The organism is Acidovorax lacteus (assembly GCF_039540375.1).
Lineage (GTDB): Bacteria > Pseudomonadota > Gammaproteobacteria > Burkholderiales > Burkholderiaceae_C > Acidovorax_G > Acidovorax_G lacteus.
In genome coordinates this window covers 59,303-84,287 of the sequence record NZ_BAABEX010000007.1, presented here as the reverse complement: position 1 = coordinate 84,287, position 24,985 = coordinate 59,303, and the positions used below count along the sequence as shown (strand labels likewise).

General features: G+C 67.9%; 23 protein-coding genes. 13 read left to right on the top strand and 10 right to left on the bottom strand.

The window, feature by feature from the left end; all coding sequences use genetic code 11:
* Positions 1 to 84: 84 nt before the first annotated feature.
* Complete coding sequence (locus ABD866_RS03865; protein ID WP_345061329.1) at positions 85 to 2,325, top strand: sensor domain-containing protein; 2,241 nt, start codon at positions 85 to 87, stop codon at positions 2,323 to 2,325.
* Positions 2,326 to 2,414: 89 nt separating this feature from the next.
* Here the strand turns inward: ABD866_RS03865 and ABD866_RS03860 are convergent, their stop codons facing one another.
* Both ABD866_RS03860 and ABD866_RS03855 read right to left on the bottom strand, forming a co-directional pair.
* Positions 2,415 to 4,241, bottom strand: coding sequence for a sensor domain-containing diguanylate cyclase (locus ABD866_RS03860; RefSeq protein WP_345061327.1), 1,827 nt, complete (start codon positions 4,239 to 4,241; stop codon positions 2,415 to 2,417).
* Between the two features lie 15 nt (positions 4,242 to 4,256).
* A complete protein-coding gene (locus tag ABD866_RS03855; protein WP_345061325.1) occupies positions 4,257 to 4,709 on the bottom strand; it encodes a CBS domain-containing protein in 453 nt (150 codons plus the stop codon).
* 89 nt (positions 4,710 to 4,798) lie between these two features.
* On the opposite strand from ABD866_RS03855, the gene ABD866_RS03850 reads away from it, so the two are divergent.
* The 3 genes from ABD866_RS03850 (at position 4,799) to ABD866_RS03840 (ending at position 7,467) form a co-directional block, all read left to right on the top strand.
* The gene (locus tag ABD866_RS03850) at positions 4,799 to 6,112 is read left to right on the top strand and encodes an O-acetylhomoserine aminocarboxypropyltransferase (RefSeq protein WP_345061323.1); all 1,314 of its coding nucleotides are present in this window, start codon (positions 4,799 to 4,801) and stop codon (positions 6,110 to 6,112) included.
* Positions 6,112 to 6,930, top strand: coding sequence for an alpha/beta fold hydrolase (locus tag ABD866_RS03845; protein WP_345061321.1), 819 nt, complete (start codon positions 6,112 to 6,114; stop codon positions 6,928 to 6,930). Before ABD866_RS03850 ends, ABD866_RS03845 begins: the two co-directional genes overlap by 1 nt.
* A gap of 168 nt (positions 6,931 to 7,098) precedes the next feature.
* Positions 7,099 to 7,467: an Mpo1-like protein gene (locus ABD866_RS03840; protein WP_345061319.1), complete on the top strand. Its 369-nt coding sequence runs from the start codon at positions 7,099 to 7,101 to the stop codon at positions 7,465 to 7,467.
* A 52-nt stretch (positions 7,468 to 7,519) separates the two neighbouring features.
* Here ABD866_RS03840 and ABD866_RS03835 read toward each other — a convergent pair whose 3' ends face one another.
* A complete protein-coding gene (locus ABD866_RS03835; RefSeq protein WP_345061317.1) occupies positions 7,520 to 8,779 on the bottom strand; it encodes a YihY family inner membrane protein in 1,260 nt (419 codons plus the stop codon).
* Positions 8,780 to 8,930: 151 nt separating this feature from the next.
* On the opposite strand from ABD866_RS03835, the gene ABD866_RS03830 reads away from it, so the two are divergent.
* The 5 genes from ABD866_RS03830 (at position 8,931) to ABD866_RS03810 (ending at position 12,982) form a co-directional block, all read left to right on the top strand.
* The gene (locus ABD866_RS03830; RefSeq protein WP_345061315.1) at positions 8,931 to 9,350 is read left to right on the top strand and encodes a DUF2069 domain-containing protein; all 420 of its coding nucleotides are present in this window, start codon (positions 8,931 to 8,933) and stop codon (positions 9,348 to 9,350) included.
* Positions 9,351 to 9,381: 31 nt separating this feature from the next.
* Positions 9,382 to 10,800 (top strand): FAD-binding oxidoreductase, encoded by a 1,419-nt coding sequence (locus tag ABD866_RS03825; RefSeq protein WP_345061313.1) that lies wholly within the window; start codon positions 9,382 to 9,384, stop codon positions 10,798 to 10,800.
* 140 nt (positions 10,801 to 10,940) lie between these two features.
* Positions 10,941 to 11,795 carry a thymidylate synthase gene (locus ABD866_RS03820; protein WP_345061311.1) on the top strand — a complete coding sequence of 285 codons (855 nt, stop codon included), beginning with the start codon at positions 10,941 to 10,943 and terminating at the stop codon, positions 11,793 to 11,795.
* Between the two features lie 68 nt (positions 11,796 to 11,863).
* Complete coding sequence (locus ABD866_RS03815; protein WP_345061309.1) at positions 11,864 to 12,481, top strand: DUF4337 domain-containing protein; 618 nt, start codon at positions 11,864 to 11,866, stop codon at positions 12,479 to 12,481.
* Positions 12,482 to 12,487: 6 nt separating this feature from the next.
* Positions 12,488 to 12,982, top strand: coding sequence for a dihydrofolate reductase (locus ABD866_RS03810; RefSeq protein WP_345061307.1), 495 nt, complete (start codon positions 12,488 to 12,490; stop codon positions 12,980 to 12,982).
* A 13-nt stretch (positions 12,983 to 12,995) separates the two neighbouring features.
* On the opposite strand, the gene ABD866_RS03805 is transcribed toward ABD866_RS03810, so the two are convergent.
* Together ABD866_RS03805 and ABD866_RS03800 are read right to left on the bottom strand one after the other, a co-directional pair.
* Positions 12,996 to 13,433, bottom strand: coding sequence for a nuclear transport factor 2 family protein (locus ABD866_RS03805; protein WP_345061305.1), 438 nt, complete (start codon positions 13,431 to 13,433; stop codon positions 12,996 to 12,998).
* A 35-nt stretch (positions 13,434 to 13,468) separates the two neighbouring features.
* On the bottom strand, positions 13,469 to 15,772 hold the full coding sequence (locus tag ABD866_RS03800) for an oxidoreductase (protein WP_345061303.1): 2,304 nt from the start codon (positions 15,770 to 15,772) through the stop codon (positions 13,469 to 13,471).
* A gap of 115 nt (positions 15,773 to 15,887) precedes the next feature.
* Here ABD866_RS03800 and ABD866_RS03795 point away from each other — a divergent pair, with 115 nt between their 5' ends.
* On the top strand, positions 15,888 to 16,514 hold the full coding sequence (locus ABD866_RS03795) for a PadR family transcriptional regulator (RefSeq protein ID WP_345061301.1): 627 nt from the start codon (positions 15,888 to 15,890) through the stop codon (positions 16,512 to 16,514).
* A complete protein-coding gene (gene xth, locus ABD866_RS03790; protein ID WP_345061298.1) occupies positions 16,511 to 17,287 on the top strand; it encodes an exodeoxyribonuclease III in 777 nt (258 codons plus the stop codon). Before ABD866_RS03795 ends, xth begins: the two co-directional genes overlap by 4 nt.
* 216 nt (positions 17,288 to 17,503) lie before the next feature.
* Here xth and ABD866_RS03785 read toward each other — a convergent pair whose 3' ends face one another.
* Both ABD866_RS03785 and ABD866_RS03780 read right to left on the bottom strand, forming a co-directional pair.
* Positions 17,504 to 19,210 carry a mechanosensitive ion channel domain-containing protein gene (locus tag ABD866_RS03785; RefSeq protein ID WP_345061296.1) on the bottom strand — a complete coding sequence of 569 codons (1,707 nt, stop codon included), beginning with the start codon at positions 19,208 to 19,210 and terminating at the stop codon, positions 17,504 to 17,506.
* Entirely contained in the window at positions 19,207 to 21,396 is a 2,190-nt protein-coding gene (locus tag ABD866_RS03780) for a patatin-like phospholipase family protein (protein WP_345061294.1), read from the bottom strand. The genes ABD866_RS03785 and ABD866_RS03780 overlap by 4 nt, the downstream gene beginning before the upstream one ends.
* Positions 21,397 to 21,648: 252 nt before the next feature.
* Here ABD866_RS03780 and ABD866_RS03775 point away from each other — a divergent pair, with 252 nt between their 5' ends.
* Both ABD866_RS03775 and ABD866_RS03770 read left to right on the top strand, forming a co-directional pair.
* The gene (locus ABD866_RS03775; RefSeq protein WP_345061292.1) at positions 21,649 to 21,816 is read left to right on the top strand and encodes a hypothetical protein; all 168 of its coding nucleotides are present in this window, start codon (positions 21,649 to 21,651) and stop codon (positions 21,814 to 21,816) included.
* Between the two features lie 178 nt (positions 21,817 to 21,994).
* The gene (locus ABD866_RS03770) at positions 21,995 to 22,372 is read left to right on the top strand and encodes a hypothetical protein (RefSeq protein WP_345061290.1); all 378 of its coding nucleotides are present in this window, start codon (positions 21,995 to 21,997) and stop codon (positions 22,370 to 22,372) included.
* Between the two features lie 18 nt (positions 22,373 to 22,390).
* Here the strand turns inward: ABD866_RS03770 and ABD866_RS03765 are convergent, their stop codons facing one another.
* Genes ABD866_RS03765 through ABD866_RS03755 form a run of 3 tightly spaced genes read right to left on the bottom strand, consistent with a single transcriptional unit; the run spans position 22,391 to position 24,932 of the window.
* The gene (locus tag ABD866_RS03765; RefSeq protein ID WP_345061288.1) at positions 22,391 to 23,110 is read right to left on the bottom strand and encodes a hypothetical protein; all 720 of its coding nucleotides are present in this window, start codon (positions 23,108 to 23,110) and stop codon (positions 22,391 to 22,393) included.
* Positions 23,107 to 24,117 (bottom strand): MlaD family protein, encoded by a 1,011-nt coding sequence (locus ABD866_RS03760; RefSeq protein WP_345061285.1) that lies wholly within the window; start codon positions 24,115 to 24,117, stop codon positions 23,107 to 23,109. The genes ABD866_RS03765 and ABD866_RS03760 overlap by 4 nt, the downstream gene beginning before the upstream one ends.
* 17 nt (positions 24,118 to 24,134) lie before the next feature.
* Complete coding sequence (locus ABD866_RS03755) at positions 24,135 to 24,932, bottom strand: MlaE family ABC transporter permease (RefSeq protein WP_345061283.1); 798 nt, start codon at positions 24,930 to 24,932, stop codon at positions 24,135 to 24,137.
* Positions 24,933 to 24,985: the final 53 nt, after the last annotated feature.

The window sequence follows — 24,985 nt, the reverse complement described above, 5'->3', positions numbered from 1 at the left end:
CAAAATGCCAAATGCTGCTTGGCAGTCCCCAGTGCGGTTGCTAGCATGGGTCAAGCGATCAAGCCCCTAGCGCCCCACGAGCCCATGCCCACGTCCCTGCCGCAGCCCCTGCACGCCACCTCTCGCGAGGTGCCACGGGGCACAGCCTTGCTGCCGCGGCTGGCCGACGGACCACTGCGCCGGGCGCTGGATGCGTCCGACGACGCCATCGTCATGAGCAACCGCCACCGCCGGGTGGTGTATGTCAACCAGGGCTTCACGCGGCTGTTCGGCTACGAACCCGCCGATGTGATGGGCCAGTACCTGAGCGATGTGCTGCTGGGCGAACACTCTGACCGGGGGTTTCTCGAGGACATTCGCGACTGCATCGAGCATGAGGGACGCTACCACGGTGAAGCCCTGATGTACCGGCGCGACGGCCAGCCGCGCTGGGTGTCGCTGGTCATCAATACCGCCGACGAAGCCTCGGGTGGCCCGGGGGGCAGCATCACGGTGCTGACCGACATCACCCTGACCAAGATGCACGAGGTGCTGCAAAAGCGCGTGCTCGAAGGCATGGTCAAGGAGCTGGCGCTGCCCGATCTCATGGCTCTCGTTTGCCGCGAAGTCGAGCGCATTGCCCCCGAGGTGACGGCCTCCATCCTGGCGGTGGACTCCAACGGTCGCCTGCGCCCTCTGGCCGCACCCGGACTGCCGCCTGAAATCAGTGCGGCCCTTGAGGGCCTGCCCATCGGCCCGGCAGTGGGCTCCTGTGGCACCGCGGCCTACCGCGCAGAGCCGGTGGTGGTGCACGACATCCAGACCGATCCGCTCTGGCAGGACTACCGTGAACTCTTCGCACCGACGGGTTTTCGCGGCTGCTGGTCCAGTCCGATCGTGGACCACCAGGGCCGGGTCGTGGGCACTTTTGCGTTCTACTTCCGCGAGCCACGCGCACCGGACGCACTGCACCACCGCCTGGTGGGGGCCTGCCTGCATTTGTGCGCTCTGGCCATCGAACGCGACGCAGCTCGCCAGCGGATCCACCAGCTGGCCTTCTACGACGGGTTGACCGGCCTGCCCAACCGGGCCTTGTTTCGTGCCTCTGCGGAGCGTACGCTCGCGCTGCTGGCGCGTGCGCAGCACCCAGGCGCTGTGCTGTTTGTCAACCTCGACCGCTTCAAGCAGATCAACGACGCCCAAGGTCATGCGGCGGGTGATCTGCTGCTGTGCACCGTGGCCCAGCGGCTGTCGGCGGGGTTGCGCCCGCACGACCTGATTGGCCGTCTGTCGGGTGACGAGTTCGTGATGATGCTCTCAGGGGTCGATTCTGTGCAGGCAGTGCAGATCGCTCAGAGCCAGCTCAAAGCCGTGGCGGAGCCCCTGCAGGTCCACGGACAGCTGTACCGACCCAGTGCGAGCATCGGCATTGCACTGTACCCGGACGACGGTAGCGATGTGGATGCGCTCTTGCGCCACGCAGGGCAGGCCATGTCCCAGGCCAAGGCCGATGCGCAGCACAGCCTGCAGCTTTTCAGTGCCGAGATGAACCAGCGCGCACTCGACCGTGTGGCGCTGGAACGATCCCTGCGCGATGCCTTGGCGCGCAAGGCCCTGACCCTGCAGTACCAGCCACAGGTATTGAGTACCGGCGCGCACGTGCTGCACAGCGTCGAAGCCCTGGCGCGCTGGCACCACCCTGAGCGGGGTCCCGTGCCCCCATCAGAGTTCATTCCGCTGGCAGAAGAGGTAGGGCTGATCCACGAGCTCACGCTGTGGCTGCTCGACACCGCCTGTGCGCAGTTGGCCTCTTGGCGGCGGGCGGGATGTGCCGTGCCTTCGGTGTCGGTCAACCTGTCGGGCCGCAGCTTCCACCGGCCCGAGCTGGCCGACCAGATCAGTGCGGCCTTGGCGCAGCATGGGCTGCAACCAGGCGATGTGGTACTGGAGATCACCGAAAGCGTGATGATGGACGCACGCCCCGTGACGCTCGCCAACATCGAGCTTCTGCACCAGCGGGGCTTTCGCCTCTCGCTCGACGACTTCGGCACCGGCTATTCGAGCCTGAGCTACCTGCACCGGCTGCCCATTTCAGAGCTCAAGCTGGACAAGGCCTTCGTGCAGGACCTCGAAGGCAGCGACGCAGCCCGAGCACTCACCGTCTCGGTGCTCAGCATCGCGCACAGCCTGGGCATGGTGGTAGTCGCCGAAGGCGTGGAAACGCGCCAGCAGCACGAGTGGCTTCGCACCCACGGATGCCCCGTGATGCAGGGCTATCTGTTTGCGCGGCCACTCGATCCTGCGGCGCTGCCGGGCTGGCTCGCCCGCCCGGGTGCATCGGGCTAGGGGCTGGTCACTCTGTTGTGCCGCTGCGAACAGGCCCTGGTTCCACCTGCGTGCGGTCCTGCACGCGCCGCTGGCGGCAGATCACAGGCTCATGGTGCCATCTCGGTGCGGTTCCGCCCGGCCTGCTTGGCCCGGTACAAGGCTTTGTCGGCCTCGGCATACAGCACGTCAGGCGTCTGCTCCACGGTCGGTTGCGCAACCCATACCAGTCCGCACGACAGGGTGACGCAGCCGCGCGGGCTGGCCGGATGCTCCAACGCCATGGCCTCCACGGCATCGCGCAAGGCTTCGATCTGCCGCAGCGCCCGCTCACGGCCTTCGTCCACCATCAGCACCGCGAACTCCTCGCCACCCAGTCGAAAAAGATACTCTGTGGAACGTTGTACGCGAGCCGCCAGTGCTTGCGCCACCGCCACGAGGGCCTGATCGCCCTGCTGATGCCCCAGGGCATCGTTGTAGGGCTTGAAGTGGTCGATGTCCATCACGCACAGCGCCAGAGGCAGGCCCTGGCGCAGGCAGCGGTTGTATTCGCGGCGCAGGGTCGCATCGAACGAGCGGCGGTTGTACACGCCGGTCAGAGCATCGGTGATGGCGACTTGCTGCAACTGGGCGTTGGCCGACTCCAGGGCCTGGGTGCGCTCGCGTACCTTGGCCTCCAGGTCGGCAGCCAACGCGCGTTGCACTTGCAGGGCCTGCTGCTCGGCTTGCAGTTTCTCGGCCTTGAGCCGGTTCAGCGCATCGGCCATCGCCAGCGCCAGCAGGGTGAACTCCAGCGCCGAGCCGATGTTGAGGCTGTACTCCACCAGCGGCGAAGCCTCGATCCAGCCCACAATCTTGGCCAGCGTCAGCCCTGCCCCCACGGCCAGTGGTGCCCAGGCCACCAGGTAGAACAGTGCAGGCCGATAGCCCTGTCGTGCAATCACGAACGCAGCGGCCAGCAGCAGTGGCAGCAGCAATGCCAGCAATGGCATGACCGTGAGGAACAGCGCCGCGTACCAATCCAGCCAGGCCAAAGGCAGGTGCAGCACCGCCAGCACCGCCAGCCAGCGCAACATCCGGTGCACCCGCGGCACGCGCGTGGCGGTCTGCAGGTAGTGCATGGAAAACAACGTGAGCGTCAATGCGATCAACGGCACCGTGGTCGAGATCAGCGTGTGGCCGAGGTGGGGGTTCTCGGGCCACAGGTGCTGAAGCCCGAAACCCGTGAAGCACAGGTTCCAGACGGTGTAGGACGCCAGGTACAGCACATACAGCACAAACACCCGGTCGCGCGTCAGCACGCTGAGCAGCAGGTTGTAAAGCAGCAGCGCCACAACGGCTCCGTAGTAGGCTCCGAAGGCGACGTTTTCGATCTGGCTGTGGTGCAAAAACCCGGCGGGTGTGCGCAAACGCAAGGGCAGCGCCTCGAACAGTCCGTCATGGGTGTCAAGGCGCAGCAGCACCTCCACCGTCTCTCCGGCCGCGAGCGCGATCGGGAACACCGGGTAGCGATAGGGCAAGGGCCGTCGGTCAAAGGGGCGGCGGTCCCCCGTCTCCACCGTTTGCACGATGCGGCCCTGACGTACAAGGTGGTAGTCCACCATGTCCTGCAAGGCTGATCCTGCCTCCAGCAACCGGGTCACGGAGGTGGGCCCGTCGTTGTGCAGCCGCAGGCGCAGCCAGTACACAGAATCCGAAAAACTGAAATTGACCACGCCGTCAGCGGCACGCCAAGGCAGATGCGCCTGGGTCAGCGCCTCATCGGGCGTGAGGCGCTTGTCGCGGTCTTCCAGCACCAGCGCGTACGTATCGAGCGAGGCCGGCTCAGCCAACCCCGACAGCGACACCGCCACCGGCTGCGCCCAGCCCAACACACAGAACAGCAGGCCCGCCAGCCAAAGCAGCCATGCGCGCAGGGCGAAGGCCGGAATGCGCATGAGCCTGCGCGGCCGTCAGGCCTTGGGAGCCTCTTCGGCAGGCCAGTCGCGGATGTAGGCCTTGAGCATGCGGTTCTCGAAGTTCTGGCTGTCCACCACGGCCTTGGCCACGTCGTAGAAGCTGATCACGCCCATGAGCATGCGCTTGTCCATCACGGGCATGTAGCGGGCATGGCGGTCCAGCATCATGCGGCGGACCTCGTCCATGTCGGTCTCGAGCGTGCAGGTCAGCGGTGCGTCGTCCATGGCCGTGCGCACGAGCATGGTGCCCACGGTGCCGCCGTTGCGCACCACCGCCTGGATCACCTCGCGGAAGGTGAGCATGCCGACCAGGTCGCCGTGCTCCATGACCACCAGCGACCCGATGTCCTTCTCGGCCATCACGGCCGCCGCGTGGGCCAGAGGCTCGTCGGGCGTCGCGGTGTAGAGGGTGTTGCCCTTGACGCGAAGGATGTCGCTGACTTTCATGGGGGTCTCCGGGAGGAACGCGCAGTCGTAAGGTCGCAGCGAATATAGCCCACAATCGCCGCTGCCAAGACAACCAAGGAGACACACGGATGCCCGGTTATTCCGACCCTGGCTTTGACACGCTCGCCCTGCATGCGGGCGCCACGCCCGATCCCGCGACGGGCGCGCGTGCGGTGCCCATCCACCTGACCACCTCGTTCGTGTTCGAGTCGAGCGACCATGCAGCCTCGCTGTTCAACCTGGAGCGTCCGGGTCATGTGTACAGCCGCATCAGCAACCCGACCAACGCGGTGCTCGAGCAGCGCGTGGCCGCACTGGAAGGCGGCGTGGGCGCGATTGCCGTGTCCAGCGGCCAGGCCGCGCTGCACCTGGCGATTGCCACGCTCATGGGCGCAGGCAGCCATATCGTGGCCAGCACGGCGCTGTATGGCGGATCGCAGAACCTGCTGCACTACACGCTGCGCCGCTTCGGCATCGACACCACCTTTGTGCGCCCGGGCGACATCGACGGCTGGCGCGCGGCCGTGCGGCCCAACACGCGCCTGTTCTTTGGCGAGACGGTGGGCAACCCCGGCCTTGACGTGCTCGACATCCCGACCGTGAGCGCCATCGCGCACGAGGCCGGTGTGCCGCTGCTGGTGGATTCGACCCTGACCTCGCCCTGGCTGATCCGTCCGTTCGAGCACGGCGCCGACCTGGTGTACCACTCGGCCACCAAGTTCCTGTCGGGCCACGGTACGGTGATCGGCGGGGTGGTGGTGGACGGCGGCAGCTTCGACTGGGACGCCTCGGGGCGCTTTCCCGAACTCAGCCGCGCCTACGACGGCTTTCACCAGATGGTGTTCAGCGAGGAATCGACGGTGGGCGCCTTTTTGCTGCGCGCACGGCGCGAGGGCCTGCGCGACTTTGGCGCCTGCATGAGCCCGCACACAGCCTGGCTGATCCTGCAAGGCATCGAAACCCTGCCGCTGCGCATGGAGCGCCACATGCGCAACACCGAGAAGGTGGTGGAGTTCCTCGCCAGCCACCCGATGGTCGAACGCGTGGGCCACCCGCTGCTGCCCACCCACCCGAGCCACGCGCTGGCCCAAAAACTGCTGCCGCGCGGCGCGGGCGCGGTGTTCAGCTTCGACTTGCGCGGCAACCGCGCCCAGGGCCGCAAGTTCATCGAAACGCTCAAGGTCTTCAGCCATCTGGCCAACGTGGGCGACTGTCGCAGCCTGGTCATCCACCCGGCCAGCACCACCCACTTCCGCATGGCCGACGAGGCGCTGGCAGGCGCCGGCATCACGCAGGGCACGATCCGCCTGTCCATCGGCCTCGAAGACCCGGACGACCTGATCGACGACCTGAAACGCGCCCTGAAGGCCGCAGAAAAACACAGCGAAGGGGGGGCCGCCTGATGCATGTTTCCGTCCACGGCCACGACCTGTACTGCTACACCGGGGGCAAGGCCTTCAACCCGGCCCAGCCCACGGTGGTCATGGTGCATGGCGTGCTCAACGACCACAGCGTCTGGGGCCTGCAAAGCCGTTACCTGGCCCACCACGGCTGGAACGTGCTGGCCATCGACCTGCCCGGCCACTGCCGCAGTGCGGGCCCCGCGCCCGCGAGCGTGGAAGACGCCGCCACCACCGTGATCGGCCTGTTGGATGCGCTGGGCATTGCGCGCGCCGCTTTGGTGGGGCACAGCTGGGGCTCGCTGATCGTGCTCGAAGCGGCCTCGCGCCTGGGCGAGCGCGCCAGCCACCTGGTGCTGGTGGGCACAGCCTATCCCATGAAGGTATCGCCTGCCCTCATCGAAGCCTCGCAGACCGCGCCCGAGAAAGCGCTGCGCATGGTCAACGTGTTTTCACGCAGCTCACTCGCATCGCCGTCGGGCGCGGGCTACTGGGTGTTTGGCACAGGCATGGCGCTGGGCCGCCGCGTGCTGCGCAGCAACCCCACGGGCGATGTGTTCCACCGCGGCTTTGTCGCCTGCGACCGCTATGCGCGCGGCGAGGAAGCCATGGCCCAGGTGCGCTGCCCGGTGCTGTTTGCGCTGGGCGCGCACGACCAGATGACCCCGCCCAAGGCTGCGCAAGGCCTGGTGCAGGCCGCACGGCAGGCCGGTGTGCCCGTGCAGGTGGCCATGCTGCCCGTGGGCCACCACCAGATGACCGAGGCGCCCGAAGACACGCTGTTCGCGATCCGCGACTTTCTGGCACGGCCCGTGGCTTGAACGGGCGTGGCGGCCCGCGCCCTGCCCGCCCCCCCGCGGGCCGGGCGCTGGGCGGCAAGATCACCGCGCGACAGCCGCTGCGGGCTGCCCCGCTGGTCAACGCGTCGCCGCTGGCGTACAAAACGCGCAGAGGGCCGCGCCGAGCGCCCCACCTGCAGGAGACACGCCATGGATTCAGCCCACCCCACGCCCCCCGGCCCCACCGGTACGCCCTCCACCGACGAGGCCGTGGACCCGCGCCAGTTCCGGCGCTTTGCCGACTTCTACCCCTTCTACCTGCGCGAGCACAGCAACCGCACCTGCCGCCGCCTGCACTTCGTGGGCTCCACGCTGGCGCTGCTGTGCCTGGCCGCGCTGGTCGCCACCGGCCAGCCCGGGTTCCTGCTGCTCGGGCTGGTGTGTGGCTACGGCTTTGCGTGGGTGGGGCACTTCGGGTTCGAGAAGAACAAGCCCGCCTCTTTCAAGCGCCCGCTCTACAGCTTCATGGGCGACTGGGTGATGTACAAGGACCTCTGGACGGGCAAGATCTCTTTCTGAGACTTCAAGCCAAACAGGCTGCTCGTGCTTATTAATCAAGCACGAGCAGCTATTATTTTGATAGCAAATCAGCCAGCCGCCAGTCGGCCACGGCGGCGCGCTGCCACAGCGGCTCGAGCGTGCCGCTGCGCTGCAGCAGCAGGCGCGCCAGCAGCGGCTCTGCGGGGGTGGTGGCGGGGTCGGCCAGCAGCACCAGTCGCAGCGGCGCGGCGTCGCTGCCGCTGGCCGCTGGGTCGTGCACCGCGCCGACCCAGCCCAGGCCCAGCAGCGCTTCCGTCACCGGGGCGAGTTGCAGCGCATCCACCCGCAGGCGCTGGGCCAGCTCCCCCGGCAGCAGCCCGTGGGGCGGTGTGCTGCGGGCCTGCTGCAGTGCGGCCAGGGTCTCCAGCGCCAGCTCGAAATGCCAGCTGGGCCCCGTGCCCACGCGCGCCACGCCCGCCAGCAGGCTGGGCAGGTAGGCCGTGACCACGGCCCCGAGCAGCACGATCACCCAGGCCACATAGATCCAGACCAGCAGGATGGGCAGCGTGGCGAATGCGCCGTACACCATCGAATACGTGGGCACGGTGGCCAGGTACACGGCGAGCAGTTTTTTGGCCAGCTCCATGCACAAGGCCACGAACAGCCCCCCGGTCCAGGCGTGTCGCCATCGCACCGGCGTGTTGGGCACGTAGTGGTACAGAGCCGCCATACCGGCTGCGAGCACCACAAATTCGATGGAATCGAACAGCAGGCGCAGGCCCTCGGGCAGTGCGTTGACCAGCCCGCTTGAGGCCGACATCACGTACGACGTTAGCGCCAGGCTGGCGCCCAGCAACACCGGCCCCAGCGTGATGGCCGCCCAGTAAATCAGCACCCGCTGGCCCAGCGGCCGCAGGCGGCGTACCCGCCAGATGTTGTTGAGCGTGCGGTCGATGGTCAGGATCAACGCGAGCGCGGTGATCACGAGCAGGCTGAAGCCCGCCGTGCCCAGCTTGCGCGCCTTGGCCGCAAACTGCGTGAGGTAGCCCAGCACCTGCCGCGCAATGGCGTCGGGCACCAGGCTTTCGACCAGCCAGCGCTGCGTCACGTCCTGCACCTTGGCAAACAGCGGGAAAGCCGTGAACAAGGCCAGCGCCACCGTGACGAAGGGCACCAGCGCCAGCACCGTGGTGAAGGTCAGGCTGCTGGCCGTCAGGCCGAGCCGGTCCTCCCGGAAACGCTCGCGCAGCGTATGGCCGGTGGTGCGCCACGGAAAGCGCGACAGCCCGGCCCACAGAGCCTCCACGCGCAGTGCGGCTTCCCGCAGCAGGGCTCGGGGCGTCAGCGCCATGGCCGATATGATCCACGGCGTGGCGCGCCCGCGCCGCCGCCACCTGGCGTGAAACCGACCCCACCCTCCATACGCGCAGCCCCTGTGTTGAAACAGCGCGCATTGTGGGCCATCTGGCCCCGCGCGCTGGCGTCACCCTCTTTGCCCGACCATGAACGTGCCCACCTTGTCCCCTACCGACCCCGGCGTACAGGCCACCCGCTGGCTGGCCACCGGCAGCCTCATCGGGCTGATCGTGCTGTGCCTGGCGTGGGAACTGGTGCTCGCACCGCTGCGGCCCGGCGGCTCATGGCTGGCCCTCAAAGCCCTGCCGCTGTGCATCCCGCTGGCCGGCATCCTCAAGAACCGCATGTACACCTACCGCTGGGTCAGCCTGGTGGTGTGGCTGTACTTTGCAGAAGGCGTCGTGCGCGCGGTCAGCGACCGCGCGCCCAGTTCGTGGCTGGCCATGGTCGAGGTCGTGCTCTGCCTGCTGCTGTTCACCGCCTGCGGCATGCACGTGCGGCTGCGCCAGCGCAACGCTCGCCTGCAGGCGGCCCAGGCCGCGGCGGCGGACGCCCCCCGAAGCTGACCCTCCCTTGCCCTCTGTACCCGACCCCTCCATGACCGATTTGCTCGACACCCTGCGCCAGACGGTGGGCGCTGCGCATGTGCTGACCGAAGGCGACCTGACCGCCTGGGAACAAGACTGGCGCCGCCGCGTGCGCGGCAAGGCCCTGGCTGTGGTGCGCCCGGGCAGCACCGCCGAAGTGGCCGCCGTGGTGCGCGCCTGCGCGGCCACGCGCACCGCCATCGTGCCGCAGGGTGGCAACACCGGCTTGGCCGTCGGCTCCACCCCTGACGCCTCGGGCACGCAGGTGGTGCTGAGCCTCACCCGCCTGCAGGCCGTGCGCCAGATCGACTCCGACAACCTCACCATGACCGTGGAGGCCGGCTGCATCCTGCAGAACGTACAGGCCGCGGCGCGTGAGGCGGGGCTGCTGTTTCCGCTGTCGCTTGCGGCCGAGGGCAGTTGCACGATTGGCGGCAACCTGGGCACCAACGCGGGCGGCACGCAGGTGCTGCGCTACGGCAATGCGCGCGACCTGTGCCTGGGCCTGGAAGTGGTCACCGCCCAGGGCGAGGTGTGGGACGGGCTCAAGGGCCTGCGCAAAGACAACACCGGCTACGACCTGCGGCATCTGCTGATCGGCAGCGAAGGCACGCTGGGCATCATCACCGCGGCCACGCTCAAGCTGTTTCCGCTGCCCGCGGCGCGGCTCACGGCCTGGGCGGCCGTGCCGTCGATGGAACAGGCCGTGGCGCTGCTTGGCCTTGCGCACCGCTATCTGGGCGCCGGGCTCACGGGCTTCGAAGTGATGGGGCAGTTTGCGCTGGAGTTGGTAGGCAAACACATGCCGCAGCTGCGCGTGCCGTTTCTGGGCCTGGCCGATGCGCCCTGGTGCGTGCTGCTGGAAAACTCCGACAACGAATCCGAAGCCCATGCACGCGAACGCTTCGAAGCCCTGCTCGAAGCGGCCCTGGAGGCTGGCTGCGTGGCCGATGCCGTGGTGGCCGAAAGCATCGCCCAGGCGCAGCAGTTGTGGCATGTGCGCGAGAGCATTCCACTCGCGCAGGCCGAAGAGGGCCTGAACATCAAACACGACATCTCGGTGCCGATCTCGCGCATCCCGGCCTTTGTGGCCCATACCGATGCGCTGCTGCAGCGCGAGATTCCGGGCGTGCGCCTGGTCAATTTCGGCCATCTGGGCGACGGGAACCTGCACTACAACGTGCAAGCACCCGCCGAGGGCGACCCCAAGGCCTTTCTGCGCGACCATGAAGCCCAGGTCAACCACCTTGTGTACGAAGCCGTGGCAGCGTTTGGTGGCTCGTTCTCGGCCGAGCATGGGGTCGGCGAACTCAAAGCCGACAAGCTTGCGCTGTACCAGTCGCCGGCCGCGCTGGGCATGATGCGCGCCGTCAAGCAGGCGCTGGACCCACTGGGCATTCTCAACCCCGGGCGGGTACTGCGCGGCTGATCTGGCCCGCGGCGCGCGCCCCAAGGCACGGTGCGCCCCCGGGCACGCAGCGCCCAGCCAGCATAGAATGGGGCGCCGGCCGCCTTGGCCGTGCCCCTGCCGCCCTCGGGCGGCTTTTTTCGCGCCGATTGCTGTCTGCCATGACCCTCGCACCTTCCCCCGCTGCCAGCCGCCCTGCGCGCTCGCAATACGAAGACTTCATGCGCCTGGTGTTCGAGCAGGGTGTGGACAAGCCCGACCGCACTGGCACCGGCACGCGCAGCGTGTTCGGCCACCAGATGCGCTTTGACCTGCGCGAAGGCTTTCCGCTGGTCACCACCAAGAAGGTGCACCTCAAGAGCATCATTCTGGAGTTGCTGTGGTTCCTGCGCGGCGACAGCAACGTGCGCTGGCTGCAGGAGCGCGGCTGCACCATCTGGGACGAATGGGCGCGTGAAGACGGCGACCTGGGACCGGTGTACGGCGTGCAGTGGCGTAGCTGGCCCACGCCCGATGGCGGGCACATCGACCAGATCAGCGAGGTGCTGCACACGCTGCGCACCAACCCCGACTCACGCCGCATCATCGTGAGCGCCTGGAACGTGGCAGAGCTGCACAAGATGGCGCTCATGCCGTGCCACGCGTTTTTTCAGTTCTATGTGGCACCGCCGCAGGCCCCGGGCACCCGCGGCACGCTGTCGTGCCAGCTGTATCAGCGCAGCGCGGACATCTTTCTGGGCGTGCCGTTCAACATTGCCAGCTATGCGCTGCTCACGCACATGGTGGCGCAGCAGTGCGACCTGGACGTGGGCGACTTCATCTGGACTGGCGGCGACTGCCACATCTACAGCAACCACCACGAGCAGGTCCGCACCCAGCTCGCGCGCACGCCCTACCCCTATCCCACGCTGCACATCCAGCGCCGCCCCGACAGCCTGTTCGACTACACGCTCGAAGACTTCGTGGTGCAGGACTACCAGTGCCATCCAGCCATCAAGGCACCGGTGGCGGTCTGAGCACGAGCCTGCGCATTCATGGCCGGGGGCTTGCCCGGCCGCCCTTTCCACTCCACTGACTGCACCCGATGTCTTCTGGCGGTTTTCACGTCCACGGCCCCCACGACCATGCCCTTGAGCACGCCGCACACAGCGGCCACGGGCCTGCGGCACATGCCGACACCGAAGAGGGTGCGCACAGCACAGCCACCAACAAGATCGCGATGTTCACCGCCGTCGTGGCCACCGTCGGCGCCATCTTTGCCTACCAGGGTGGCGCCACACAGGCCAACGCCGGGCTGTACAAAAACAACGCGGCCATCAAGAAAACCGAAGCCTCCAACCAGTGGAACTACTACCAGTCCAAGAGCACGAAGCAGTCCCTGGCCGAGATGGCACGCGACCTTTCGCCCAGCGATGCGGACAAAGCACGCCAGCAAGCCAAGGTGGACCGCTACGACAGGGAAAAGAGCGAGATCAAGGCCGAGGCCGAGAAGCTGGAGGCCGACGCCAAGCGCTGGGATGAGCAATCCGACGCCCAGATGCACGAGCACCACCGCTGGGCACAAGCCACCACTGCCCTGCAGGTGGCCATTGCGCTGGCGGCCATCGCGCTGCTGACACGCAAGAAGTGGCTCGAGTTCGGCATGTACGGCGTTGCGGCCGTCGGCCTGGGCGTGGGCCTGCTGGCTTTCCTGCACATCTGAACCGCCATGGCACTGCACCTGATCTATGCCCGCGCCGCCAATGGCGTGATCGGCCGCAACAACCAGCTGCCCTGGCACCTGCCCGAAGACATGGCGCACTTCAAAGCGCTGACGCAGGGCTGCCCGGTGGTCATGGGGCGCAAGACCTGGGACTCACTGCCACCCCGCTTTCGGCCGCTGCCCGGGCGCACCAACATCGTGGTGACCCGACAGACCGATTGGCAGGCCGACGGCGCACGGAGCGCCGGCAGCCTGGCGCAGGCACTGCAGCTCGCGGCCGACGCCCCGGTGGTCTGGGTGATCGGTGGCGCGCAGATTTACGCGGAAGCCTTGCCGGCGGCCGCGGTGCTGGAGGTCACGGAAATCGCGGCCGACTTTGAAGGCGACGCGTTTGCCCCCGCCCTCGGGCCCGAGTGGCGCGAGGCCGCACGCTCCGAGCACACCAGCGCGACGGGCCTGCCCTTCAGCTTCGTGCGCTACGAGCGCCGCGGCGCGCCTTAAGCATGCAGGCCGTTCAGGCCTTGGCTTTGTAGTCGGGCATCTTGTGCCCCAGGCGGGCGCCCATTTCGGCCCCCAGGGCCTGGAGCGCATTGAGCGGGCGGATCATCACCTCGAACTCGACGATCCGGCCTTCCGCATCGAAGCGGACCATGTCGATGCCCTTGAGCTGCTTGTCGCCCACGCGCGCACTGAACTCCAGCACCACCTCCAGGCCATCGTCGCTTGCAAACTGCCGGTGGTACTCGAAGTCCTCGAAGATGGTCACCACCGTCTGCAGCGCCAAGACCAGCGCCGCAGCGGGGCGGTACGGGTGCACCGCCATGGGCGAACGGAAGGTGGCCTCGGGATGCACGATGCGCGCAATGTCGCTCAGGTCTTTGCGCGCGACCATGTCGTGCCAGTGCGCCAGGCTCTGGGCCACAGCGGCGGGAACAGTCGAGGGCAGCGTCATGGGATTCCTTGGGTTCTGCGTTGGCGTGGGGGACATCAGGCTGTGGTCTGCAGCGCAGCATCGATCTTCTGCAGCAATTCGGCCGTGATCAGCCCCTGCGAGAACTGCGCCACGGTGGTCAGGGGCATGCCCTTGGCCATGGCGAGTTGCGGGTGGGCCGAGAAGCCCGGCAGGTAGCGCTCGAGGATCGCCTTGGCCGCCTCGTCGGCCAGAAGTTCCTTGACCGTCGAGGCGGTGGACAGCGCCGGCTTGGCCACCGCTGCGGCCGCAGCCTGTGCTGCCGCGGGCTGGAACGGCGCGGCCACTTCAATGCGCGCGGCCAGCTCCGTGCCTTGCTTGATGGCGCGCTTGGCGTCCAGTTCGGCCGCCACATCCGCCCCGCCGATCAAGTGCACACGCACACCGGCGGCCAACAGCGCGGGCAGCAGCTCACGCTGCGGCTCCTGGCCGGCGCAGATCACCACATGGTCCACGGCCAGGGTCTGCGGCTGGCCATCCACCGTGACGTGCAGGCCCGCATCGTCCACACGCTGGTACTGCACCCCCGATGTCATGCCCACGGCGCGGGCCTTGAGCGAAGCGCGGTGGATCCAGCCAGTCGTTTTGCCCAGACCATCGCCCACCTTGCTGGTCTTGCGCTGCAGCAGGTGCACGCGCCGCGCCGGCGCCGGCACCTGGGGCTCCTTCAGCCCCCCGGCGCGGGCGTACGCAGTATCCACCCCCCATTCGGCATAGAAGGCCTCGCGGTCCACTTGGGCGGCATCCGTCACGGTGTGGCCATGGTGCACCAGGTATTCGCTAACATCAAAGCCGATGCCGCCCGCCCCCACCACCGCCACGCTCGCGCCTACCGGTTTTTCGTCGCGCAACACATCCAGATAGCCCAGCACCTTGGGGTGGTCGATACCGTCGATCGCCGGAGTGCGCGGCACCACGCCAGTGGCCAGCACGACGTCGTCGAAGCCCCCCGCCTGCAGATCGGCGGCCGACACGCGGGTGTTCAGGCGCAGGTTCACGCCACGCAGCGCAATCTGGCGACCGAAGTAGCGCAGCGTCTCGTGGAACTCCTCTTTGCCCGGCACCTTCTTGGCGATATTGAACTGCCCACCGATCTCGGACGCGGCATCGAACAAGGTGACCTGGTGCCCGCGCTCTGCCGCCGTGGTGGCAAACGCCAGCCCTGCAGGCCCCGCACCCACCACGGCAATGCGACGGGGAGCGCTTGTCGGCTCGATGCGCAGTTCGGTCTCGTGGCAGGCCCGCGGGTTGACCAGGCAGGAGGTGATCTTGCCGCCGAAGGTGTGGTCCAGGCAGGCCTGGTTGCAGCCGATGCAGGTGTTGATCTCATCGGCCCGGCCTTCACGCGCCTTTTTCACGAACTGCGAATCCGCGAGGAACGGACGCGCCATGGACACCATGTCACAGGCGCCGTCGGCCAGCAGTTGTTCGGCCAGCTCCGGCGTATTGATACGGTTGGTGGCCACCAACGGCAGCCCCACATGGCCCTTGAGTCGCTGAGTGACCCATGCAAACGCGCCGCGCGGTACCGAGGTGGCGATGGTCGGCACCCGGGCTTCGTGCCAGCCGATGCCGGTGTTGAGGATGGTCGCGCCCGCCGCCTCGATGGCCTGGGCGAGTTGGATCACCTCCTCCAGCGTGGAGCCGCCCTCGACCAGATCAAGCATCGACAGGCGGTAGATGATGATGAAGTTGCGACCGACGCGCTCGCGCACACGCCGCACGATCTCGACCGGGAAGCGGATCCGGTTGGCATAGCTGCCGCCCCACTCGTCGTCGCGGTGGTTGGTACGCGCGGCAATGAATTCGTTGATCAGGTAGCCCTCGCTGCCCATGATCTCCACCCCGTCGTAGCCCGCATGCTGCGCCAGCGCCGCACAGCGCACGAAGTCGGCAATCGTCTGCTCCACCTCGTCCGACGTCAGCGCGTGGGGCTTGTGTACATTGATGGGCGCCTGCAGCGCGCTGGGGGCCACCAGCTGCGGGTGGTAGGCATAGCGGCCAAAGTGCAGGATCTGCATCGCGATCTTGCCGCCTTCGGCATGCACGGCCTGCGTGACCACCCGATGGTGGTCGGCCTCCTCCTCCGTGGTCAGCATGGCGCCGCCGGGCATGGGGCGCGCACGCTCGTTGGGAGCGATGCCGCCGGTCACGATCAGGCCCACCTCGCCCCGCGCACGCTCCGCGTAGAAGGCGGCCATGCGCTGGAAGCCGTTGGGCACCTCCTCCAGGCCCACATGCATGGAGCCCATGAGCACCCGGTTGCGCAAGGTGGTGAAGCCCAGATCCAGCGGGCGGTTGAGGTGGGGATAGTGGTCCATGCGGGGCTCCATCAATGCAACTGGTTGCAGAAAAGTTTCGCAGATTATGCAACCGGTTGCATTGAAAATGGCGTCCGGACAAACCCGACGCCGCCAAGCGTGTAACCTCGCCCCCATGTCGCTGCCCCATGCCCTGCTGACCGAACTGGTCGAACGCCCCCGTTCCGGCTCGGAACTGGCTGCGCGCTTTGACAAGTCCATCGGCTTTTTCTGGCACGCCAGCCACCAGCAGATTTACCGCGAACTGGCCCGGCTCGAAGAAGCCGGCTGCATCGAATCGTTGCCAGAGGAGCCCACGCGCGGGCGTAAGCGGGCCTACCGCCTGCTGCCCGCGGGCATGGAACGCTTGCGTGCCTGGATGACCGAGCCCACGGCGCCGATGCCCCTGCGGGACGAGCTCATGCTGCGCCTGTGGTCGAGCGCCACCGTAGGAGCCGACGGACTGGCGCAGGAGGTGCACCGGCGCCTGCAGGCCCACGAAGCCAAGCTGGCGCTCTACCGCAGCTTTGAAGCCCGAGACTACCCCGATGGCCCCGACAGCCGCGAAGCCGCCTTGCAGCACCTGGTATTGCAAGCCGGCATCCGCTACGAACGCAACTGGGTGGAGATGCTGCAGGAAGCCTTGGCGATCCTGCAGCAGCCCCGCCCGGCCGGGTGTGACACAGCCGCGCCCGCACCTGAACCCTCTGTACCCCCATCAGGGGCGGCACCCGCCCGCCCTTCCGACTCCGCTGCCCCATGAAAATCGCGACCTGGAACGTCAACTCCCTCTCCGTGCGCCTGCCCCAGGTGGTGGCCTGGCTGCAGACCCAACCCGTGGATGTGCTGGCCCTGCAAGAGCTCAAGCTCACCGACGACAAGTTCCCGCACGAAGCCTTTGCTGCGCTGGGCTATCAGTCCGAGTGCTTCGGACAAAAGACCTACAACGGCGTCGCGCTGCTGAGCCGGTATCCGCTGCACGACACCGTACGCAACATTCCAGGGCTTGCCGATGAACAGGCCCGCGTGATTGCCGCCACCGCCCAAACGCCCGAGGGACCGGTGCGCGTGGTCAACGGCTACTTCGTCAATGGCCAGGCGCCAGGAACCGACAAATTCGCCTACAAGATGCGCTGGCTGGAAGCCCTGCACGCATGGCTGCGCAGCGAACTGGCCCAGCACCCCGCGCTGGCGCTGGTGGGCGACTTCAACGTCGCCCCGGAAGACCGGGACTCCTTCGACCCGGAGGGCCTGCGCGAGACCATTCACCACACCACCGAAGAGCGCCAGCACTTCCAGGCATTGCTGGCGTTGGGCCTGACCGATGCTTTCCGATGCTTCGAGCAGCCCGACAAGAGCTTTTCCTGGTGGGATTACCGCATGCTCGGGTTCCAGAAAAACCGTGGGCTGCGGATCGACCATATTCTGGTCAGCCCTCCACTGCGCGGGCGTCTGGCGGGGTGCAGCGTGGACCGCGCTCCGCGCAAGAATCCGCAACCCAGCGACCATGCACCGGTGGTCGCCCAATTCGACTGAACTGCCAGCACCGTCGCGCCTTGATCGCACCGCAGATGCGCTTCGCCCGGTGGCCCTGCGGCCCGATCAACGGACGAACGCCCACCAACACACCGCCCAGTGGCTAGCGGTACGGTGCACCCACCGCTTGCTTGGCGCAATCGTGCCCTTCTAGCAGCCAGCAGTTGCCGGAACGCCATGCCTGCCGAAAGCGAACGGAGACCAAGCGCTGCGGCGTCATGGGATCCAGGTGCCTGCCGAATGCGCCGGGTGAGGGGCTGCGGCATCCACCCGGCGCGCGAGTACGGCCTGGGCCGGCTGCGTGACGAAATGAGGCGACATGATCTGAACACCGGCGGCATTGAAGACATCCTGTAGCCGCTCGTGCAAGTGCGACAGCAGCCGCAGCCGCTCCTGCGGCTCCAGGGTGTAGCACTGCAGCTCGTACTCCACATAGAAATCCGACAGTGCACGCTGGTACACCCTGGGTGCCGGTAGAGACAACAGCCCGGGAACCTCCCGGGCTGCCTGCTCCATCAAGCCATGCACCTGTTGCCACGGCGCGTCGTATCCGATGGTGAGCGTTGTGGTGAGCAGATGGGCGGCACCTTCGGCCATGCGGGTGTGATTGAGCACCGGCTGACCGATCAGCACTGCATGGGGCACTGTCAGTTCCTGCCCATGAGGTGTGCGCAGCTTGCATGCCAGCGGGCCCAACTCCAGTACGGTGCCCGACACTGCACCAGCCTCCACAAAATCGCCACGACGCAACGCCCGCGAGTAAATGACCACCAGCCCGCTCATGGCCTGGGTCACCAGCCCTGCCGACCCCAACGTCAGCATCAGGCCGAAAAGCACGGACAGCCCTTTGAAGGCCTCGCTGTCGGCCCCCGGAAGGTAGGGATACGCGATTGAAATACCCAGTCCCCAGATCAGCACTGTGGCAATGCGACGAGTAGCGCTCACCGTGTCGGCGTGCAGCAGCGGAATGCGCCAGTGCCCCTCCTGCACGCGGCGGAACACATATCCCGCAGCGTCCACCGCGGCTCGCGTGAGCACCAGCACCACAATCACTGTCAACAGATCTGGGATGCTCAGCAGCGCTGCGCTCAACCAGCCCTGCCCGCGCAACAAAAGCCACTGGCCCAGGGCTTGCGCCAGCGGCTGCGTGACCGGAAAGCTGCCGAGCACAAACGCCAGCCACACATAGGCGGCAATACCGCATGTGCTCCAGTAGGCAAGGCCCATCAGCACGCCGCCGATGCGCTCGATCACAGCCCGTGCGATCGACGGCTGTACCCCTGCGCTGCGTGCTACCGAGCGCAGCCCGAGGGCCAGCCGCAAGCGGCGCTGCAGATGAAAACCGCCCCACAGCACACCGGCAAGCAACGCCGTCGCCAACAGACTCCAGAACCCACCCCGTAGCCAGAGGCCCGCATCGTGAGCTTCGTGCCAGGTGCGGCGCAGTTCACCCAGACGGGCAAGCGTTTCGGTGAGAAGGTCCGACAGGCTTTGGCCACTCGCAGCATCCACATCTCCCTGGGTCAGGGTGAAGAGCACGTCGCCCTGCAAGGTGATCTGTACCGCGGGGCGCCCGTCTATCACGACTGGCACCGTGAGCAGCGGCCGATCCACATCCGCGGGGCCCAGCCTTCGCAAGCGCTCACGCGCTCGCTCTACGCGTTGCGCCGGGTCCATCCCAGCGAGCACGGCGCGGAACGTCACCACATCCCGTTGCCACACCCGCAGGGTGGCCGGGGCCACCGCCGCGGAAGGCGGCGCATAGTGAGCGGGCAGCGTCACGGCTGCGCTGGACGCAGACGCCGCCACAGGTGGGCCAGGCGGGACAGCCCTCTGCGCCCAGGCCGGTGCAATGGCCAGCGCGGCCCACGCCAGAGCCGCCCACATCACGGGCCAGTGGCGTGAAAGGGAGAGAAATTTCATGATCCGGACACTCCGATGAGCAGGTACAAGGTGCGATGACCGCGCGGTCCGAGCCCTAGCCCTAGATAGGCGGGCCCCATGAAGGTCTCAGCCGCAACGAACAGCGATGCCGAGCGCTGCAAACCCGAAGAGCCGCCCCCCAGGAAGCTGCGGTCCACTCGTCCGGCCTCCAGCGACCCGCCCACGAACACGCCCGACCCCAGCAAGGAGGGCAGCCGCTGTAGGCGTTGGTAGTAGCGCAGCATGGCGAAGCCCATGCGTTCGCCTGTGAACTGCGACGACTGGAAAGCGGACAGCCGCAAGGGGCCGCCCAGGCTAAACCCTTCAGTGACCGGCAACTGTGTGTGCAGACCGCTGCCCGCATGCAGCGTCACGCCAAGCGTGTGCTCAGACACACTGAATGCGGCCGATCCATATCCTTCCAGGCGTCGGTAGGCGGGCTGGGTACTGGTCGCAGCACCCGCTGTGGCCGACAGGGCCACCCGATGCCCCTTGCGGGGAAACCAGGCACTGTCGTAGGTGTCGCTGACGAGTTGGGCGCGCCAGGCGCGCAGGTCCTCCCGGCCCGTGCGTGTGCTGCTGAACCCGGTGGACAAAGACGCCCGGGCCCAGCGCAGCGACGGCCCTACGCGCCACTCGCCCCAGGTGCCCAGAACCCCGCCCACGTCCACCCCCAGCCGGCGCTGCGACAGCTCGAAACTGGCCACGCGCTGGTCGGCCGCAAACACATCCAGCAACGATCGCCCCCATTGCGCATACGGTGCCACGAAAAAGCGCCCGGCGGGCTCCACGGGCTGGTACCACTCGGTCTGCAGGTAGTTGGTGCGGCCCAGTTGGGCCTCGGTCAGCCACTCGCCGCCGTAGCGGTTGAGCCAGGTTCGCCGGTGGCTCATCAGCACATTGAAGAACGCGTTGCCGTGAAAGTCGGAGCTCAGGCCCAGCCCCAGGCGCAGATAGTCCGGCCCGGTCTCTTTCTCTTTCACCGGAATCGCCAGGGTTCGCAGTCCATCCGCTTCGTCGATGCGGTAGTCCACCGCATCAAAGTCGCCGCGTCCGAACACGCGCCGCAGATCGGCATTGAGTCGGCGCAGCGACAGCGGCTCGCCCGGGCGCGTCTGAACCAGACTGGACAGGACCTGCTCATTGGTACGAAGCAGCCCCTCGAAGCGGATGGCGTCCACCGCGGCCACATCGCGCTGGGTCTGGGCACGCGCATCCAGAAATCGCTGGTACGCGGCCTCGTCCAGCGCGAGCCCTCGCAACCGGTCCGCCAGCGCCAGGGCCGCCGCCTCCCCCGCCGCCACAGCCTCGGGCTGGCGCTCGAAGCTCGCGGCGGACAGGGTGCCCAGGTCGGGCGTGATGAGCACATCCGGGGTGCGCAGCGATGCGATCTGCCGGTCCACGGTCTCTTTGCCCAGCAGATTGACCAGTTGGCCAACAATGCTCAAGGCCGAGGTGATTTCGTCGCGGCGCAGCGGCGGTGTCGAGATATTGACCGCGATCACCACGTCCGCGCACATCTCGCGCACAAGGTCGATGGGCAGGTTGTTGGCAATGCCGCCGTCCACGAGCAACCGGTCACCGATCTCGACCGGCGCCACCGCGCCAGGCACTGCCATGCTGGCCCGCATGGCCTGGACCAGACTGCCCTGCGACAGCACCACGGCCTCGCCGGTCGTGATGTCGGCGGCAACGGCGCGGTACGGCACCAGCAGGTCGGAGAACTGACTCTGGCGGCTGGCAGGAGCAGCGAGCCGGCGCAGAAAGCCCTCAATGGTGACCCCCGCGACCACTCCACGGGGCAGTTGGATACGACCATTGCTGATGCCGAGTTCGGGCGAGAACAGGGGCTTGTACTCGTCGATCTTGCGGCGCATCGAGATCTCGTCGCGCGGCGGCCGGTCCACGAACACTTCGGACCAATCGGTCTCGGCGATCAGGCGTTCCATCTGCTCCGGCGAGTTGCCAGCCGCATAGGCCCCACCCACAACAGCGCCCATGCTGGTACCCGCCACGCAATCGACCGGAACACGCAGCGATTCGAGCACCTTGAGCACACCGACATGCGCCGCCCCCCGCGCACCACCGCCCGACAGGGCCAGGCCAACGCGCGGCCGCTTGCGCACCGGATACTCAGGCGCCACGCCGTGCGGGCCGCCCTGCGCAGTGGGACTCGTGAGGCGCACGGGGGCCTCTGCCGTCGCCGCTGGTTGCGCCCACACCCCCGCGGACAGCAAACACCCCGCCGCACTCCACAACCATCTTCCCCACATCGTTCTCACTGGCCCCTCCTGAAGAAGGCCGTGCTTGTCAGGGCACCAGTATCGAGCTTGTCTGACAGACAACCCGACCCGGCCTTGGTGCAATACCTGCAGCCGGCCATTGCGGCCGTATTGTGCGGGCCATTGGAGCCTGCGCCAGCCGTCCAGGAGGTCCCCATGCAAGGCCCACACCCTTCGCCCTCGCGCCACACCCACGCGTTCATGCGCTTTGGAGCCGCAGTCGCGTTGGCTGTGGCCGCCACCCTGCTGCTGCTCGATCCAGTCGAGGTCGTGCGCTCAGCCGACGCCCTGCCACAACTGTCCGAGACCCTGGGTGAATGGTGACCCGAGATCCCCGGGCCCTGATGCCGAAAGAGCCATCGCCCACAGGGGGTGATGAGCCCACTGTGGCCGGAACGCCTCGCGCAGAGCCACTGGGCTTGTCAAAAACTGTAGCAAGGCCCTACCATGTGGCGCAGCGCAACCGCCATCGCGGCGGCCGCCAGCACTGTGGAGGGCGATCGTGAACCCACCGATTCGATTCCCGCAACCGCGCCCGACGGCATGGCGCGCTGCACTGGCCGGCGCGGTCTTGACAGCCTGCCTGGGCCTGTCAGGCTGTGCCGAGCCCTCCGACTCGGGCTGGGCCGCTTTCGTGGCCTGGCAGCAGGACGCCCGCCGACAGGCGCTTGAAGGCGTGCTCCACTGGAGCACGCTCTACCAGCAGAGCTTCGACCGCCTGACCGCCATGCCGCCGTCGATGGCACAGGACACCTACCTCGAAAACACTGTGCTGCTGCTGTCGGTGGCGCGCAAATACGAAGCGCGTGAAATGGACGCCCAGCAGTTCTCGCAGGTGCGCGAGCAAATCGAACGCCAGTTGGCCGCCCGCCTGCAATAGTGCGCAGCGGCCGTGGCCTCAGCGCCCGGCCAGGCCTTGTTCCACCAAGGCAATGCGCCGCTGCACGGTGGCCGTGGCATCGGCATCGCCCGCAGCGCGGGCCCGTTGCAGTTGCACCCCCAGCCAGGCCCGCAGTGGCAGTGCCCAGCCTTGCGCGCTGGCCGTGTCCACCGCCTGCGTGATGACACCCGGCGTGGCACGCCCGGTGCGCAACAGTACAGCGGCGCCCACGAGGCGCGAGAGCGGGTCTTCGATGGCGGCCAGCGCAGCATCGGGCACTGCCCCCGGGGGCAGTGCCGCCAGCGCCTGCTGCGCCGCTGGCAGGTGGACCTGATCGGCGGCGCTCAGCGGCTGGCCTGCGAGGTACTCGGCATACGCACGCTCGGGCGCAGCCGCGTCGCCGCGCAAGGGCTCGAAGGCTGCGCAGGCCGGTGGCGCCAGCGCGGCGGCATCGGCTGCGCAGCGCAACAGCTCCAGCCGTGCCAGCCAGTCGGCGCGGCCGGTGCGCGCCAGCTCGGCGCGCGCCTTGGCCCATTCCAGAGCCTGCACCCTTGTGCGGCCTTCCAGTTGGGCGGCCAGTGCGCGCTCTGCCGCGCCGCTGGCGCGGGCCTGCCAGGCGGGTTCGGGCGGGGTGCTGGCGCAGGCGGCCAGCAGCAGTGCAGCGGCCACCGCTGCCACAAGGCGCCCGGGGCGGCGTGGGCGGTGGGCCGTCTGCACCAGAATGGGTCGAAGGCTCATGGCAGGCGCAGCTCCTTGTCGCGGACAAACGGCCATTTGCGCTGGATGTCGTCCACCAGGGTTTCGATCTTGCGCAGGTTGCTTTCCACCTCGGCGCGCAGCGCGCCCAGATCGGTGGTGGCCTCGCGGGTCTGGGCGCCTACGGCCTGGGCTTCCAGCAGCACGGCGTCGAGCTTGCGCAGGCTACCGCGCGTGTCGGCCAGCAGGCCCTGCAGCTGCGTGACGGTGGCCGTGAGTTCGGGCACCAGCCCGCCCTGGCCGAACACCTGCGCATCGGTGCGTGCGGCCAGGCCGTCCAGCCGCGCCAGCAGCGCCTGCGTGCGCTCGACTGTAGCCACCACCTTGCGCGCATCGGCCTCGTTGCCCAGTGCCACGCCCAGCGCGCCCTGGGGGCCGTTCAGGCGTTCCGACAGCTGCTGCACCTGCGCCAGGCTGGCGCGCAGCGGCGCGTCTTCGGCCGTCATGGCCGTGAGATTGGCCAGCAGTTCGCGCGCCGTGGCCATGAGCTGGGGCACGGCCTCGGTCGAGTCGCCGCGCAGCACCGGGCGCACGGCCCCAGCGGGCAGCGGCGGGTCGGTCAGGATGCCGCTGTAGGCACGGATGCGCGTGTCGCCCACCACGCCGCGCACCAGCGTGAACACACTGCTTTCGCGCAGCCAGTGCGCGTCCTTGCGGGCCACGTCCACCACGATGCGGGCGTTGCCGTCTTCGGCCAGCTCCACCCGGCGCACGCGGCCGATGGGAAAGCCCGAGAAGGTCATGTCCATGCCCACGACCACGCCTTCGGAGTTGTCGGCCGTGAGCACCAGAGTCTGCGTGGGCTCGAACGCACCGCGCGCATACAGCAGGTACAGCGCGCCGCCTGCCACCAACAACAGGGCCAGCAGCAGCAGGGCCGCAGCCTTGAGCTCCAGGTGCGCCACGGGGCGCAGCAGGGCGTCTGCGGCCTCGTGGGCGGGTGCGGCGGCCGGGGTGGCGTCCAACGGGGTGGGATCGGTGTGCGGCATGGGGTGTCAAGCAAACATCAGATGTAGTGGCCCACCAGCGAGGCCAGTTCGATGAGCAGTAGCACGGCAAACATGCGCGCCAGCCCGCCCAGCTCCCAACCCGGATGGCCGGGCCGGCGCGCATCGAGTGCGGTGGCCACGGGGGTAAGCGCCACGGCCAGGCTGAAGGCCAGCGTCTTGCCCACCAGCAGCAGCGTGGCCGGCGGCGTGAACACCTGGCCGAACATGCGTGTGTAGCCTGGCAACCCGGCCAGTGTGAAGCCGTACACGCCCAGATAGGCCAGCACCAGCGCGACCACGCCGCTCACGGCCGCGAGCAGGCAGCACGCGAAGATGCCCGCCACCACGCGCGGCAGCACTTCGAGCCGCAGCACGTCGGCCCCGCGCTCGCGCAGTGCGTCCAGGTGGCCGGTGGCGCGCAGGCTGGCCAGTTGCGTGCCCGCCGGAATGGTGCTGCGCATGGCGACGAACAGCGCCGCCGTGAGCGGGATGAGCTCGATCACCAGCACGCGGATGACCATTTCGAGTGCGTAGCGCGACAGCCCGTAGCTGTCGGCCGTGACCACCACGATGCGCGTGAGCACCAGGCTGATAAGCGCCGCCAGCACCGCGAACCCGGGCAGCCCGGGCAGCGCCGTGGCCACCAGGTGCCAGGCCAGGCGGCGGCGCATGGGGCGGCCGTAGCTCGACGGCGACAGCAGCAGCACCAGCATGACCGCGCCCAGGTGCAGGATGCGCCCCCACGCCACGGCCCAGCCCCACAGCGTGGTGCCCAAGCGTTGCGGCCAGTCCAGGCCCGGCAGACGGGTGCGCATGGGGCGGATGATAGCGGGCGCTGCGGCACCGGCAGCGCTGCAGCACTTCAAGG